The 13,304-nt window shown below is 59.1% G+C and carries 14 protein-coding genes; 4 read left to right on the forward strand and 10 right to left on the reverse strand.

The features are described from left to right. The first annotated feature begins 205 nt into the window (after positions 1–205). Entirely contained in the window at positions 206–1,357 is a 1,152-nt protein-coding gene (locus AC1DPR_RS01080) for a hypothetical protein (RefSeq protein ID WP_018854873.1), read from the forward strand. Positions 1,358–1,377: 20 nt separating this feature from the next. Here the strand turns inward: AC1DPR_RS01080 and AC1DPR_RS01085 are convergent, their stop codons facing one another. The 3 genes from AC1DPR_RS01085 to AC1DPR_RS01095 all read right to left on the reverse strand — a co-directional run bounded on the left by AC1DPR_RS01085 (position 1,378) and on the right by AC1DPR_RS01095 (position 5,539). After that, positions 1,378–1,611 (reverse strand): BolA/IbaG family iron-sulfur metabolism protein, encoded by a 234-nt coding sequence (locus AC1DPR_RS01085; protein WP_025661197.1) that lies wholly within the window; start codon positions 1,609–1,611, stop codon positions 1,378–1,380. A gap of 19 nt (positions 1,612–1,630) precedes the next feature. Then, positions 1,631–3,865 carry a phosphoribosylformylglycinamidine synthase subunit PurL gene (gene purL / locus AC1DPR_RS01090; protein ID WP_169680272.1) on the reverse strand — a complete coding sequence of 745 codons (2,235 nt, stop codon included), beginning with the start codon at positions 3,863–3,865 and terminating at the stop codon, positions 1,631–1,633. A gap of 255 nt (positions 3,866–4,120) precedes the next feature. Further along, a complete protein-coding gene (locus AC1DPR_RS01095) occupies positions 4,121–5,539 on the reverse strand; it encodes an aminotransferase-like domain-containing protein (RefSeq protein ID WP_169680273.1) in 1,419 nt (472 codons plus the stop codon). 78 nt (positions 5,540–5,617) lie between these two features. On the opposite strand from AC1DPR_RS01095, the gene AC1DPR_RS01100 reads away from it, so the two are divergent. Continuing rightward, positions 5,618–5,878 carry a DUF1127 domain-containing protein gene (locus AC1DPR_RS01100; RefSeq protein WP_169680274.1) on the forward strand — a complete coding sequence of 87 codons (261 nt, stop codon included), beginning with the start codon at positions 5,618–5,620 and terminating at the stop codon, positions 5,876–5,878. Here the strand turns inward: AC1DPR_RS01100 and AC1DPR_RS01105 are convergent, their stop codons facing one another. The 7 genes from AC1DPR_RS01105 to AC1DPR_RS01135 all read right to left on the reverse strand — a co-directional run bounded on the left by AC1DPR_RS01105 (position 5,879) and on the right by AC1DPR_RS01135 (position 11,787). Beyond that, the gene (locus AC1DPR_RS01105) at positions 5,879–6,277 is read right to left on the reverse strand and encodes a hypothetical protein (protein WP_018854878.1); all 399 of its coding nucleotides are present in this window, start codon (positions 6,275–6,277) and stop codon (positions 5,879–5,881) included. It lies immediately after the preceding gene. 47 nt (positions 6,278–6,324) lie between these two features. Further along, entirely contained in the window at positions 6,325–6,996 is a 672-nt protein-coding gene (gene purQ / locus AC1DPR_RS01110; RefSeq protein WP_018854879.1) for a phosphoribosylformylglycinamidine synthase subunit PurQ, read from the reverse strand. Positions 6,997–7,004: 8 nt separating this feature from the next. After that, a complete protein-coding gene (locus AC1DPR_RS01115) occupies positions 7,005–7,250 on the reverse strand; it encodes a hypothetical protein (protein WP_025661192.1) in 246 nt (81 codons plus the stop codon). Between the two features lie 22 nt (positions 7,251–7,272). Beyond that, the gene (purS, locus tag AC1DPR_RS01120) at positions 7,273–7,515 is read right to left on the reverse strand and encodes a phosphoribosylformylglycinamidine synthase subunit PurS (RefSeq protein ID WP_018854881.1); all 243 of its coding nucleotides are present in this window, start codon (positions 7,513–7,515) and stop codon (positions 7,273–7,275) included. A gap of 33 nt (positions 7,516–7,548) precedes the next feature. Continuing rightward, positions 7,549–8,313 (reverse strand): phosphoribosylaminoimidazolesuccinocarboxamide synthase, encoded by a 765-nt coding sequence (gene purC / locus AC1DPR_RS01125; RefSeq protein ID WP_007532892.1) that lies wholly within the window; start codon positions 8,311–8,313, stop codon positions 7,549–7,551. 231 nt (positions 8,314–8,544) lie between these two features. Beyond that, positions 8,545–10,839, reverse strand: coding sequence for a putative bifunctional diguanylate cyclase/phosphodiesterase (locus AC1DPR_RS01130; RefSeq protein WP_477815624.1), 2,295 nt, complete (start codon positions 10,837–10,839; stop codon positions 8,545–8,547). Positions 10,840–11,232: 393 nt separating this feature from the next. Further along, positions 11,233–11,787 carry an RBBP9/YdeN family alpha/beta hydrolase gene (locus AC1DPR_RS01135; protein WP_018854883.1) on the reverse strand — a complete coding sequence of 185 codons (555 nt, stop codon included), beginning with the start codon at positions 11,785–11,787 and terminating at the stop codon, positions 11,233–11,235. Positions 11,788–11,945: 158 nt separating this feature from the next. On the opposite strand from AC1DPR_RS01135, the gene AC1DPR_RS01140 reads away from it, so the two are divergent. Both AC1DPR_RS01140 and AC1DPR_RS01145 read left to right on the forward strand, forming a co-directional pair. After that, positions 11,946–12,749 carry a DUF2189 domain-containing protein gene (locus tag AC1DPR_RS01140; RefSeq protein WP_018854884.1) on the forward strand — a complete coding sequence of 268 codons (804 nt, stop codon included), beginning with the start codon at positions 11,946–11,948 and terminating at the stop codon, positions 12,747–12,749. Positions 12,750–12,820: 71 nt separating this feature from the next. Then, positions 12,821–13,300 carry a low affinity iron permease family protein gene (locus AC1DPR_RS01145; protein WP_025661189.1) on the forward strand — a complete coding sequence of 160 codons (480 nt, stop codon included), beginning with the start codon at positions 12,821–12,823 and terminating at the stop codon, positions 13,298–13,300. The last annotated feature ends 4 nt before the right edge of the window (positions 13,301–13,304 follow it).

The following is a 13,304-nucleotide window of genomic DNA, read 5'->3' on the forward strand; positions in this document are numbered from 1 at the left end:
GAATTCCAGCAGGCCGAGCCAAAAAAAGAGCGCCCTATCGGTTTGCGGACGGCGCATTGTTGCGCTTGCGTTACGCCTGGTTCAGGAGCGGCTTAATCTCGCGCGCGCATTGCCGGTTATGGCAAGGAATTCACCCGGATTTTGCCACAATTCTCGCCGATTGCGGCGCAGCAATTTCCTGCCGTGCGCGGCCAGAAAGAAAATAATGACATTGATTTCGAAACGGGTCGTTCTCCATTTTCCGGGGTTCGAGCCACTTGATGGGCGTGCTCACAGGGCGCGCTATGAACGATCCGCAAAACAAAGTGCAGCGACCTGGAATTTCTCCGTGCTGACAGGCGAGCCGGACGACGGACCGGCGTCGACGGCGTTCAAGGTGAAGGCGGGTGTTGACGGATGGGAAACCAACAGCCACATCCATATCTTCGACCTCAATGCTTTGGTGGAGCAGCTTCGATCACGCAGCATACCTGCGCAAATTCTGGCGGGCTTTCGTAGTGCTCTGCAGGTCATCCTCCATGGCGGGATGGCCGGCTACTTCAGGCACGCTTGGCGATTCGGGCTGTTCTTCGTCTTTCCGTTCCTGATGATGATACTCGGCTTTTCGCTTAGCGCCACGATCGCCGTGATACCACTCGAAATGGAGTTGCCCGCTTTTCATCTCCTGTGGAGCACGGCGTTGGCATTGTGTTTTTTCGTCTTCGTGTTTCTGCCTTTCGCGGAGCGCTTCTACACGCTGCATCTCTTCGCTGACTGGCGGATGGCGGTTGCTCTTGCCCGGACGAGCGATGCGGCATTCGACCAGTGGCTAGATCGCTGTGCCACGGCCGCGCAGACCGCCCTGTCGGAACCTGCGCAGGAGTATGTGATCTCATCTCACAGTATGGGATCCAGCGTCGCCGCCCACGTCGTTGGCCTCCTGCTCGAACGGGATCCTGATGTTTTTGCCGGCAAGAAGGTGATCTTTGCAACGCTCGGCTCGGCAATCCTGCAATGCGCATTGTTGCGCCCCGCGCACGTGTTGCGGTCACGGGTCGGCCTGATCGCGCGATGCGACAGCGTCAACTGGCTTGATGTCCACTGTCTGACCGACGCCATTCATTTCTACAAGGTGCCGGTCGTAGCGGTTTGTGGACATGGAAATGCACGGCCTGCGAAGATGATCTTCATTCGCGTGAAGCAAATGCTGACTATCGAGCACTATAAGAAGATCAAGAAGGATTTCCTGCGCGTGCATCGGCAGTATGTCCTGGGGCCAGACCTGCGGGCGCCCTTCGACTTCACGCTGCTAACCGCCGGCCCACGCTCGGACATGGTCTTTGCTGCAGACGGTTATAACGAAATGCCCGGCTTCTAACCGGGCATTTGCGTTCGATATCACTCAGGTGCCGATGTCTGCAGCGCCAGGGCATGCAGTATGCCACCCATGTTGCCCTTCAGGGCCTCGTAGACCATCTGATGCTGCTGCACGCGGCTCTTGCCGCGAAAAGCTTCCGCTACCACCTCAGCCGCATAATGATCGCCGTCGCCGGCAAGATCGCGGATGGTCACCTTGGCGCCGGGGATGCCGGCCCTGATCATGTCTTCGATATCACCGGGTTTCATAGGCATGATCGTTACTCCTTGCGCATTATTCCGTGGCAGCCAGTGTGCCATGGCCTTCCATGTAATCAGGGAACCATGATTCATGGGCGTCGCGCAATTGCTGAATCGGCAGCGACAGCAGATCGTCAATCACGAGGCTTTCACCTTCGACAGTGCCGAGGCGGCGGAAAGGTACACCCGCACCTTCGGCGTTGGCGCAGACGAAATTGGCAACATCCGCTGGCACCGTCAGCACGTAGCGGGCCTGATCTTCGCCGAATAGGAGCGCGTGCGGTGCACCTTTGCTTTCACGAAGATCGATCTTGAGGCCCTTGCCTGACGCCATCGCCATTTCGGCGAGAGCCAGAACGAGGCCGCCGGAAGAGATATCGTGGCAGCTCGTTGCCTGGCCGTTTCGGATGACCGAGCGGACGAAGTTGCCGTTACGGCGCTCCGCGAGGAGATCGACCTCGGGAGCGGGGCCTTCAGTGCTGCCGACGACATCGCGCAGATAGGCCGACGAACCGAGATGGCTGCCGTCCGTACCGATCATGATTACCTTATCGCCATTCGAGGCGCTGCCGATGCGCGCCATCTTCTTCCAGTCGGGCAGAAGGCCGACGCCAGCGATCGTCGGTGTCGGCAGGATCGCAACGCCGTTGGTTTCATTGTAGAGCGAGACGTTCCCCGACACGATGGGGAAGTCGAGGACGCGGCAGGCTTCGCCGATGCCTTTCACGGCCTGAACGAACTGGCCCATGATTTCCGGCTTTTCAGGGTTGCCGAAGTTCAGGTTGTCGGTCGCCGCCAGCGGCTCTGCGCCGGTAGCCGTGATGTTGCGCCAGCATTCTGCGACTGCCTGCTTGCCGCCCTCGAACGGATCGGCCTCGACATAGCGCGGCGTCACATCGGACGAGAATGCAAGAGCCTTGGTCGGATGGTTCTCGACGCGAACGACGCCTGCATCACCTCCCGGAAGCTGGAGTGAGTTGCCCTGGATCAGGGTGTCGTACTGTTCGTAAACCCAACGGCGGCTCGATTGATTGGGAGAGCCAACGAGCTGCAACAGCGCCTGGCCGTAGTCTGCCGGTGCGGCAACGAGGTTCGCGGGCAGCGGCGCACGCTTGTCCGATTCTCGCCACGGACGATCATATTCTGGCGCCTGGTCGCCGAGATCCTTGATCGGCAGGTTGGCGACTTCTTCGCCCTGATGGACAACGCGGAAGCGCAGGTCGTCCGTGGTCTTGCCGACGATCGCAAAATCCAGGCCCCACTTGGTGAAGATCGCCTTCGCCACGGCTTCCTTTTCCGGCTCCAGAACCATGAGCATGCGCTCCTGGCTTTCGGACAGCATCATTTCGTAGGCGGTCATCTGCTCTTCGCGCACCGGCACGGTATCGAGATCGAGCAGAATGCCGAGATCGCCCTTTGCACCCATTTCGACGGCCGAGCAGGTGAGGCCGGCAGCACCCATGTCTTGGATGGCGATGACGGCGCCGGTCTGCATCAGCTCGAGGCAGGCTTCCAGCAGGCACTTTTCGGTGAAGGGATCGCCGACCTGGACGGTCGGACGCTTTTCCTCGATGGACTCATCGAATTCGGCCGAGGCCATGGTCGCACCGCCGACGCCGTCGCGGCCGGTCTTTGCGCCGAGATAGACGACCGGCAAGCCGACGCCCTTGGCTTCCGAGAGGAAGATGGCATTCGACTTGGCCAGGCCAGCCGCGAAGGCGTTGACCAGGATATTGCCGTTATAACGCGCGTCGAACTCGACTTCGCCGCCGACCGTCGGAACGCCGAAGGAGTTTCCATAACCGCCGACGCCCGAGACGACACCGGAGACTAGGTGACGGGTCTTCGGATGGTCCGGCTCGCCGAAACGCAGCGCATTCATTGCTGCGATCGGGCGTGCACCCATGGTGAAGACGTCGCGCAGAATGCCCCCGACGCCTGTGGCCGCGCCCTGATATGGCTCGATGTAGGACGGGTGGTTGTGGCTCTCCATCTTGAAGACTACGCAGTCGCCGTCATCGATATCGACAACACCGGCATTTTCACCTGGGCCCTGAATGACGCGCGGACCTTTGGTCGGCAGCGTACGCAGCCACTTCTTGGAGGATTTGTAAGAGCAGTGCTCGTTCCACATGGCCGAAAAGATGCCGAGCTCGGTGAAAGTCGGTTCGCGTCCGATCAGGCTCAAGATCCGCTGATACTCGTCTGGCTTCAGGCCGTGGGCGGCAATCAGTTCGGGGGTGATCGGGCGGGTATTGGAAATGGTCATGAGCTCTCGGAAGTCCCTGCCGTTGCGCGATTGCGGTGTCTTTAGCCTAAGTGAATGAAACGCGCGATAGGAAAATGCCCGCTGTTAACAGACAGCAGGCACCAAAAGGCGACTATCGTGCCAGCTCAAAACTTGTAGCCGACCTGGATGCCGGCGCGCGTAATCCGAATTACGCACCATCGATCATCGGCGGGTAAAGCATTTTTGCCGACCGACGATGCTTTGTCGCTGGTCTGCGGCCGATCTGCCGTCGCTTCAAATCTCACCATCATAGCCGGCGCCGCCGCTTTCTAGTAGGCGTCTCAAAGTCATCAATCCTGCAACCAGATCGTCACGGTTTCTGGGGGACGAGAAGCCTATCCGCACGCGGTGATAAACTTTCTCGGCGCGAGCGGCCTTGAACTCGTCCTCGTCATCGATCAGCACGCCATCTCTATAGGCGGCGTTCTTGAAGGTTCCCGAGAGCCAGGGATCGGGCAGCTTCAGCCAGAGGAAGGGAACATGCGGATGGGACACAAAATCGTATCCCTGTAGTTGTTGCCGTGCGAGGCGCTCGCGGATGGCCAGTTCGGCCGTGCTTGCCTTGCGGATTTCGTGTGCTTGGCCGCTCTGAACGAGACGGGCGCAAGCCTCGGCCAGAATGAAAGGCAGCCCGCCCGTAATCATCTTGTGCGTTACCTTGATCCGCTGCGCAAAATGCGGCGGGCAGGCGACCCAGCCGCCGCGCACTCCGGCAGCCACGGACTTTGAAAGGCCACTGATCAGGAAGGTGCGATCGGGCGCGAGCGACGCCAGCAGGGGATTTTCGTCTCCAGTCATGCCACCGTAGAGATCGTCCTCTATCAGCCAGACGCCATGCCTGCGTGCAATCTCCGCGATCCGTACCCGCCGCTCGCAAGGCATCGTAGCCAGAGTGGGATTGTGCGCGGTCGGCATGAGGAACGCGAGCTTGGGATGCTGCTGAAGACACAAGCGCTCGAAGTCATCGGGGATTACGCCGTTCTCGTCGGAGTCGACGGTGATCGTACGGCGACCAAGAATGCGGGCGCTGCGGCTGACCTGCGTATAGCTCAAATCTTCAAATACGATCTTGTCACCGGGCGACGACACGGCCGAAATCACCGAGACCGCCGCCGCGTGTGCGCCGAGGGTAGGGACGATGTTTTCGGTGTCGGGCGTCCAATCGTTCCTGGCGAGCCAGCGCCGCCCTGCCTCGTACCAATTTTGCGGGAAAACACGGGAATAGGACGAAATCTCGGAAAGCTGCTCCTCGCCGATTGCGGCGAGCACGCTGCCGATGATCTTGCCCTGGCCGAGGTCCGGAGCCGCGGTGGTGTCAAAGCGTATCTTGCCGGCCGGCGCATCAATCGGACGCGTGCCGCCGAGCGCGATGGTCAGTGGGTCCGGCTGATTGCCGGGTGCCGTCTCGGCGCGATCCAGGACATATGTGCCGCGGCCGACTTCTCCCGCGACGAGGCCGCGTTCGTGCACCAGCGCATAGGCCCGGCCGATTGTCCCGATTGTCACGCCTATGTCGTAGGCAAGGTTTCGCTGCGGCGGCAACTTGCTGCCAGCGGGCAATGTACCTGCGGCAATGGCTGATTCAATGCTGTCCGCAATCCGGAGGTAAACCGGGCCGAAACCGCGCGAAACGTCTGGGAGCCAATTTGTCATGATGACAATTCTCTATATTGTCACCCTTCGTCCGTCAAGATTATCTGAATTACAGACACAATCCACGTGGAGAATGAAATGTCCGCCGTTCCAGAGAACGAGCTCCGGATTGCACCGCTCCCTTCCAAGGTGCAATCGATACAATGCCGCATTCAGCAAGACTCTCGCCGTGTGCCGCGCACCTTGCTGGTGTCCGCATTGCAACGACTAACATCGTGGCATCAGAAGCGAGAGAGCCGCAGGGTGTTGCGTGATCTGACGGACGCCGAACTGCTGGACATTGGCGTCACGCGCGCCGAGGCGAACAAGGAGGCCAGCAAGTCGTTCTTTTGGGACTGATCAGCCGCAAGCCTTGCCGCCGGAGGCCCAGCGGGTGACATCCTTGACGATCCGCGGTCCGGTGGCGCCTTGCATCATCGGACCGAAGGCATCGAGCTTGGAGGGGTTGCCCTCTGCCTGAACAACGAGCAATGGGCGGCTTTCGGGGCTTCCCTTGTGCACGACGAGAATGCGCGGACGACCGGAGAAGGAATTCAACTCCGGCGCCAACCTGTATGCGGCAAAGGCCGCGTCGCCCGACTTGAACCAGCAGGCGTTCGCACCGAGAGCAACGCGCTCCATGGTGGACAGCGCGCTGCGGTCAGGACCCTTCGCGGGCGTGTTCGATTGGCAGGACGCGACCAGCGCCGCCGTTGCGGCAATCGCGAGAACACGTGTCGTCGAAAGGCGAGGACGCATCAACTTGCTCCAATGGACTGGATGAATGGCCTCTTACGTGCCGAAGGTTAAGCTGCGATTACCTCGAGGGCGGATGCGAACAGACCACGGCCGTCGGAACCGCCATGCGCTGCTTCGATGAGGTTTTCGGGATGCGGCATCATGCCGAGGACGTTGCCCTTATCGTTCATGACCGCGGCAATATCGTTGATCGAGCCGTTCGGGTTGGTGCCTTCCGCATAGCGGAATACGACCTGGCCGCTGCCTTCGATCTTTGCCAGGGTCTCGGCGTCGGCGAAGTAGTTGCCGTCGTGATGGGCGACTGGGCTGCGAATGATCTGACCCTTGGAATAGGCGCGGGTGAAATCGGTGTCGGCGTTGACGACTTCGAGCTTGATCTCGCGGCAGACGAATTTGAGCGAGGCATTGCGCATCAGCGCGCCAGGAAGCAGACCTGCCTCGAGCAGGATCTGGAACCCGTTACAAACGCCGAGAACCTTGACGCCCTTGTTTGCCTTTTCGATGATCGCCTGCATGACCGGCATGCGCGCTGCGATAGCGCCGCACCGGAGGTAGTCGCCATAGGAAAAGCCGCCGGGGATGACGATCAGGTCGACGTCCGGAATATCCGTCTCCGTTTGCCAGATGGTCACCGGCGCGTGACCGGAGATTTTCGTCAGTGCTGCGATCATGTCTCGATCGCGATTGAGACCCGGAAGTTGAACGACGGCTGATTTCATGAGTGCGGCTAAAACCTTGTTTGTGCTTCTGCAAGTTCTCTGAGTACGAGACGCTTTTCAATACGCTCCAGCCGGCCTTCGTGCCGACCGAGAACACCGTAAATACTGTGTATTTCCTGCTCCATCGTGGTCATCGTGTCGCGCATGCAATGCATTTCGCTTCGGATCTCGTCAAGCGACGCGTCCAGCGTATCGATGTGCTCGTTCATCTTCGTCAACAACTCAAGCATGAGCTCTTGCGTCAATTCAGCCATCGCGTGCGCTCCACGACCAAGATTAGTCGACGGAAATATTATAGTTCTCGATCACCGTATTTGCGAGGAGTTTCTCACACATTGCCTTGAGGTCGCTCGCCGCTTTCTCCTTGTCAGCGCCTTCGAGTTCGACGTCGAAAACCTTGCCCTGACGGACATGGCCGACACCATCGAAGCCGAGAGCACCGAGGGCGCCCTCGATTGCCTTGCCCTGCGGATCGAGAACGCCGTTCTTCAGCGTGACGGTTACACGAGCCTTGATCACTTTATCTTCCCTGTCTTGCTTGGCCTGAAAGTCTTACTTCACGAGCACCGGTCCGGTGCCGCGCACAGGCTCGTTCTCGTTGATGATGCCGAGGCGGCGCGCAACTTCCGAATAGGCTTCGAGAAGTCCACCCATGTCCCGGCGGAAGCGGTCCTTGTCCATCTTTTCACGGGTATCGATATCCCAGAGACGGCAGGAGTCCGGCGAAATCTCATCGGCCAGGATGATGCGCATCATGTCGCCTTCGTACAGGCGACCGCATTCGATCTTGAAGTCGACAAGCTGGATGCCGACGCCGAGGAAAAGACCGGTCATGAAGTCGTTGACGCGAATGGCAAGCGCCATGATATCATCGAGTTCGGCGGGGTTCGCCCAGCCAAATGCCGTGATGTGCTCCTCGGAAACCATCGGATCGTCGAGCGCGTCGGACTTATAATAGAACTCGATGATCGAGCGTGGCAGCACGACGCCTTCCTCGATGCCAAGGCGCTTGGACAGCGAGCCGGCGGCAACGTTGCGTACAACGATCTCAAGCGGGATCATTTCGACTTCGCGGATCAACTGCTCGCGCATGTTGAGGCGACGAATAAAATGCGTCGGAATGCCGATCTTGTTCAGATGGCTGAAAATGTATTCCGAAATGCGGTTGTTCAGAACGCCCTTGCCATCGATGACTTCGTGCTTTTTCTTGTTGAAGGCGGTGGCATCGTCTTTGAAGAACTGGATCAGCGTGCCCGGTTCCGGGCCCTCATACAGAATCTTGGCCTTGCCCTCGTAAATACGGCGGCGACGGTTCATTGCAATTGTTCTCTATCGTTGGCGCTCTTGGGATAGCGCGAGTGGATCGATCTCGTGGCGTCCCCTTAAAGGAAAAGCGAGGGTTTCACAATCCGCCTGTCACTCCTTCCCCGGAATCCGGGATTGCCGGAGTGCCGCTAAGAGAATCGAAGACTTTCTGCGAAGCAGTTTACAGGTTTTTTGCGATCAACGGAATGTGAGCCGTCCGTCTCGGCGGAGTCATGCAGGCCTTTATCTTTGGCCGGAGCTGTTGATCGACTTGCGCAGGTCCTGTTGCAGGCCGCGGGCAGGGCCTTCCACGCCCCGCCAGGACGCAGCGCGTGCAAAGGGCGCTATCTGCAGTGCGGGCATCGGGCGGGCCAGCGCGTAGCCCTGGAGCATGTCGCAACCGAGGTCGCAGAGGATTCGGACGTGGTCCATCGTCTCCACCCCCTCAGCCGTGACGAGAATGTTCAGCGAACGACCGATGTCGATGATCGAACGGACGAGCTTCCGCTGCTCTGCCGAGTGGGGCAGCATGCGGATCAGCTCGCGGTCGATTTTCAAGGTCTTCGGGCTCAGCTTCAAAAGGCTAACAATCGACGCGTGGCCCGTGCCGAAGTCATCGATCTCGATATCGATGCCGAGGCGGCGTAGCTGCCGGAGATTGGCGGTCACGGCATCATCGCAATCGTCCAGCGAGATCGATTCAAGCAGTTCGAAGGAGATCGTGCGAGGCTCGATCTTCAGTCCGCGAAGCTTCTTCGCAAGGTTCGGATCGGCGAGGCGACGAGACGAGACGTTGACTGCGATCTTCGGGATGCGAAGCCCTTCATCCTCCCATCGCTGGCGATCCGCCAGTGCCTGCTCGAGGATAAGACCGTCGATCGTCGAGACAACATCCAGATCTTCGGCAATCGCGAGGAAGCGATCGGGGGCCAGCAAACCGTGTTCGCGGTGCTGCCAGCGCGCCAGCGTCTCGACGCCGGCAACCTCGAGCGTTCGCGCCTGGAACTGCAACTGGTAGAACGGAATAAACTCGCCGCGTTCCAGGCCCAGCAGGATTTCGTCGGCCAGTCGCTTGCTGGCGATGATGCGGCGGCGCTCATCGGTCGAGAAGAATTCGTGGCGATTGCGTCCACCGCTCTTTGCACGGTAGAGCGCGATATCGGCATTTAGCAGAAGTTGCTTGGCATCCAGCGCCGGACCGTCCCCCGTGGCGATTCCTATACTTGCGCCGAAACGGCAATCATGGCCCTCGTAGCGAATAGGCTTGCAGAGCTCGCGGATGATGCGTTCGGCCAGATTAGAGATCTTCCTTGGTGTGACGTCGAGGGTACACAGGACCACGAACTCGTCGCCACCAATACGAGCGACGAAATCAGTGGAACGGACGTTCCTTTTCAGGACCTGCGCAACGTGCTTCAGCATCGCGTCGCCGGCACGGTGGCCGAGCGTATCGTTGATCTGCTTGAAGCGATCGAGATCGATATGGAGGATCGCGAGCGTCAGGCCGGTCCGGCGACATTCGGCGGAACGCTCGTCCAGCATGCGATCCAGGTATCGGCGATTGGGCAAGTTGGTGAGGTAATCATGCAGCGCCAGGTGCTCGATGTTTTCCTTGGCGCTTTCGAGCTCCCTATTGCGGGCTTCGGCGAGATCCTTGGCGCGCTGCAACTCGTTATTGAGCCGGACTTCGGCAGTGACATCCCAATTCGCACCGATCAGCTTGCGGCGTCCGTCGCTGTCGAGAAAAAATGCCGCCTTTGCGCGGATGACGCGCTCGATGCCGTCCTGCCGGATGATGCGGAATTCGTGCTCAAAATCGGTGTTGTCAGCAATGCTCTCGCTGATGGTCGCTAGCACACGTTCCCTGTCATTGGGATGCAGCGAAGCCTCCCAGGCATCGCCCGTGGTGGCTGGCGACGTCCCAGTAATGCCGTAGATCGCCAGAAGACGGTCGTCCCAATCGACAGTGCCATTCTCGATGTCGGCCTCGAAGACGCCGATATTGGAGATATCAAGCGCGAGATCGAGGCGTCGCGACACGTGCGCCAGCCGCTCCTCCGCCTCCTTGCGCTCGGTGATGTCGGTATCGGTGCCGACGAGGCGGGCAGGGGCGCCATTTTCGTCCCATTCGACACAAGCACCACGGCATTCGATCCAGATCCAGTGGCCGTCCCTGTGGCGCTCGCGATACACGAAAATCTGATAGTCCGGATCGCCTGCATTCTGACGATCGATCGCCCTTACGACGAATTCCCGATCATCGGGGTGGATGAGTTCAATCCAAGTGTCATAATCCCCGTCGGCATCCTCATCGGGCGCCATGCCACGAATGGTCTTCCAGGTATCGGAATAGTAACGCTTGCCAAGACGAAGATCGTGGTCCCAGACGCCGAGGCCTGACCCGACAAGAGCGTAGTTCCAGCGACTCTCGCGCTCCGAGAGTTCGGCGCTATTTGTTGGGGGCGCGTGGTCGTCGAGCCCGGTCGCATGAAGCTTGGTCTTCGGTTTGCCCCGGTTGCCGGGTGTCGATCGTTTCAATCTGCGTACTCGCTCTCCTGGCGCGTGTATATTTTGGATGCATTGAATTAAACAGCCCTTAATGCCATAAAAATAATATCTACGTAAAAACAATTACTTGGTTGTGCGTTCCGCCCTGCGTAGCCTGAGGGGCGCAGACAAGGTTCGACAATGCCCATTCACTTGTGCAGTGGTGCCCTATATCGCCCCAATTGGCGGAGGGAATGCGATGTCTCCAGAATGGCCGATGTTCATACTGCCATGCATCGTTCTTGTGGGCCTGGCGGGCGTTCTCTTCATTCGCGGAGAGGGTGACTAGCCGATTGCTCAGCTAAAACCGCCCGAGCGTTCCCGTGCTGGGCGCGGCGATGCAATGCCCGACTGTGAATTGCGGTTCTGCCAAAGCGTCCGGTATTACGGCTTCAAACGGCCAAGGAATTGGGCAAACACCATTGTTCCTTCCGGCCAAGGCCCGTGGCCGGACTCGGTGTTGATATGGCCGGCCTCACCAGCGTCAATGAGGAGGGATCCCCAGCTTGCAGCGATGTCATCGGCGTGCTCGTAGCTGCCGAAGGGATCGTTGCGGCTGGCGATCGTGATTGTCGGGAAGGGAAGTGGATCCCGCGGGTACGGGCCGAATGTCATCAGGTGCTTCGGCCGTATTGCCGGATTGGCGACATCGGGCGGTGCAACGAAGAATGCCCCGGCTATCTTGTTGCGAAAATGGGGAATTGCATGGATCGCCGATGGAATGCCAAGGGAATGCGCAACCAGCACCACCGGTCGCGTGGCAGCGTTCACCTCCTCGGCGATCCGCTGAACCCAATCGTCGCGGACCGGCTTCGACCATTCTGCCTGTTCGACACGACGAGCTGTGCTGAGCTTGGCCTCCCAGCGGCTTTGCCAATGATCGGGGCCGGAATTCGTATAACCGGGAATGATGAGGATTTCGGCGTCTGAAGCTTTCATGATGGCGCGGATGTGAGAAAGCTCGACGGCGATGTCAAGGGAGGGTGGGACAAGGCTTCTGAAATTTGTTATGTTTTTGGCAGTGCCGGTTGCGTCTCGTATCGGCGTTGTCGCCGATCCTTTCGCTGCCGGCTATCTTGGCTGAGGAGGAGAAAGCCATGACGGCATTCCATGTTATGTCGGGTGCAAGCGATGTCTACACACGCCCGGTCGTCAACAAGATCAGCGTTTCGGATGTCTTTGATGCGCTACGGCGCGGCCTCGACGATTTTCGTGAAAAACCATCCCACTATGTATTTTTGTGCCTGATGTATCCGATTGCCGGCATTTTTCTCGCTGTCGCGACGTCAAGTGCTAACCTCCTGCCGATGATTTTTCCGCTGGTATCGGGCTTTGCACTGATCGGCCCTATCGCTGCGATCGGGCTCTATGAGATCAGCCGCAGGCGCGAAGCTGGCATGGATACCTCGTGGAGGCACGCGCTCGAGGTAACAGGATCGCCAGCGTTTCCATCGATTATTGCTGGCGGATTGTTGCTGTTTGGCTTCTTCGTCGTCTGGCTTGTCGCTGCGCAGACGCTCTATGCCAACGTGTTCGGTGACGTTTTTCCGCGATCGATCTCGCTCTTCCTCTCAGAGATCTTCGGCACGGCTGCAGGGCTGCAGTTGATCATTTGGGGACACGTGCTTGGTCTGGGCTTTGCTATTATCGTGTTGGCCACGACCGTCGTCACCTTCCCGTTGTTGCTGGATCGGGATGTCGGTCTCGTCTGCGCGATGGAGACATCGGTCAGAGCGACCGTCGCCAACCCGATCCCCGTCTTCTGCTGGGGGCTGATCATCGCCGTTTCTCTCATCGTAGGCACCATCCCGCTCTTTGTCGGGTTGGCGTTGGTGATGCCGATCCTCGGGCATGCCAGTTGGCACCTGTATAGGAAGCTCGTGGCACCGCCAGTGGTCTGACAGTCAGGGCGCCGGGAACTGCAACACCTCCCTGGGAGTTTCGCTGAGGCGAATACCGAGGGAGGTTATACATGGCAACGCCGCAGCATCTGTTTACCCGCTTTGCCAGCAGGACTTCTGAATGGGCAGGCAGGCCCGCCACGTTCGTGCTGGCGGTCGTACTCGTCGCGGTATGGGCAGGGACGGGCCCGGTCTTCGATTTCTCCGAGACTTGGCAACTGGTCATCAACACCGGAACGACCATCATTACCTTCCTGATGGTGTTCGTGCTTCAGAACGCGCAGACGCGGGATGCTCGGGCGGTGCAGGCCAAACTCAACGAAATCATACTCACCAGCCACGCGGAAAACCGCTTCATCGGCATCGAGCATCTTGACGACGAGGACCTCCAACATCTCGATCGCCTCGTTGCCAAGGCGGCGAAAGGCGTTCGCAATCAACGGTCGTCAAAAGCGTCCAACGGTCAAAATGGTGGAGGCGAGGCGAGCGCGTCGGCAAGGCTCAAGAAGACGAAGCGTAAAACGGCGCCCGTGAAGGCGCCGTCTCGGTAATCCA

It is taken from the genome of Rhizobium sp. 01T417 (assembly GCF_056398905.1).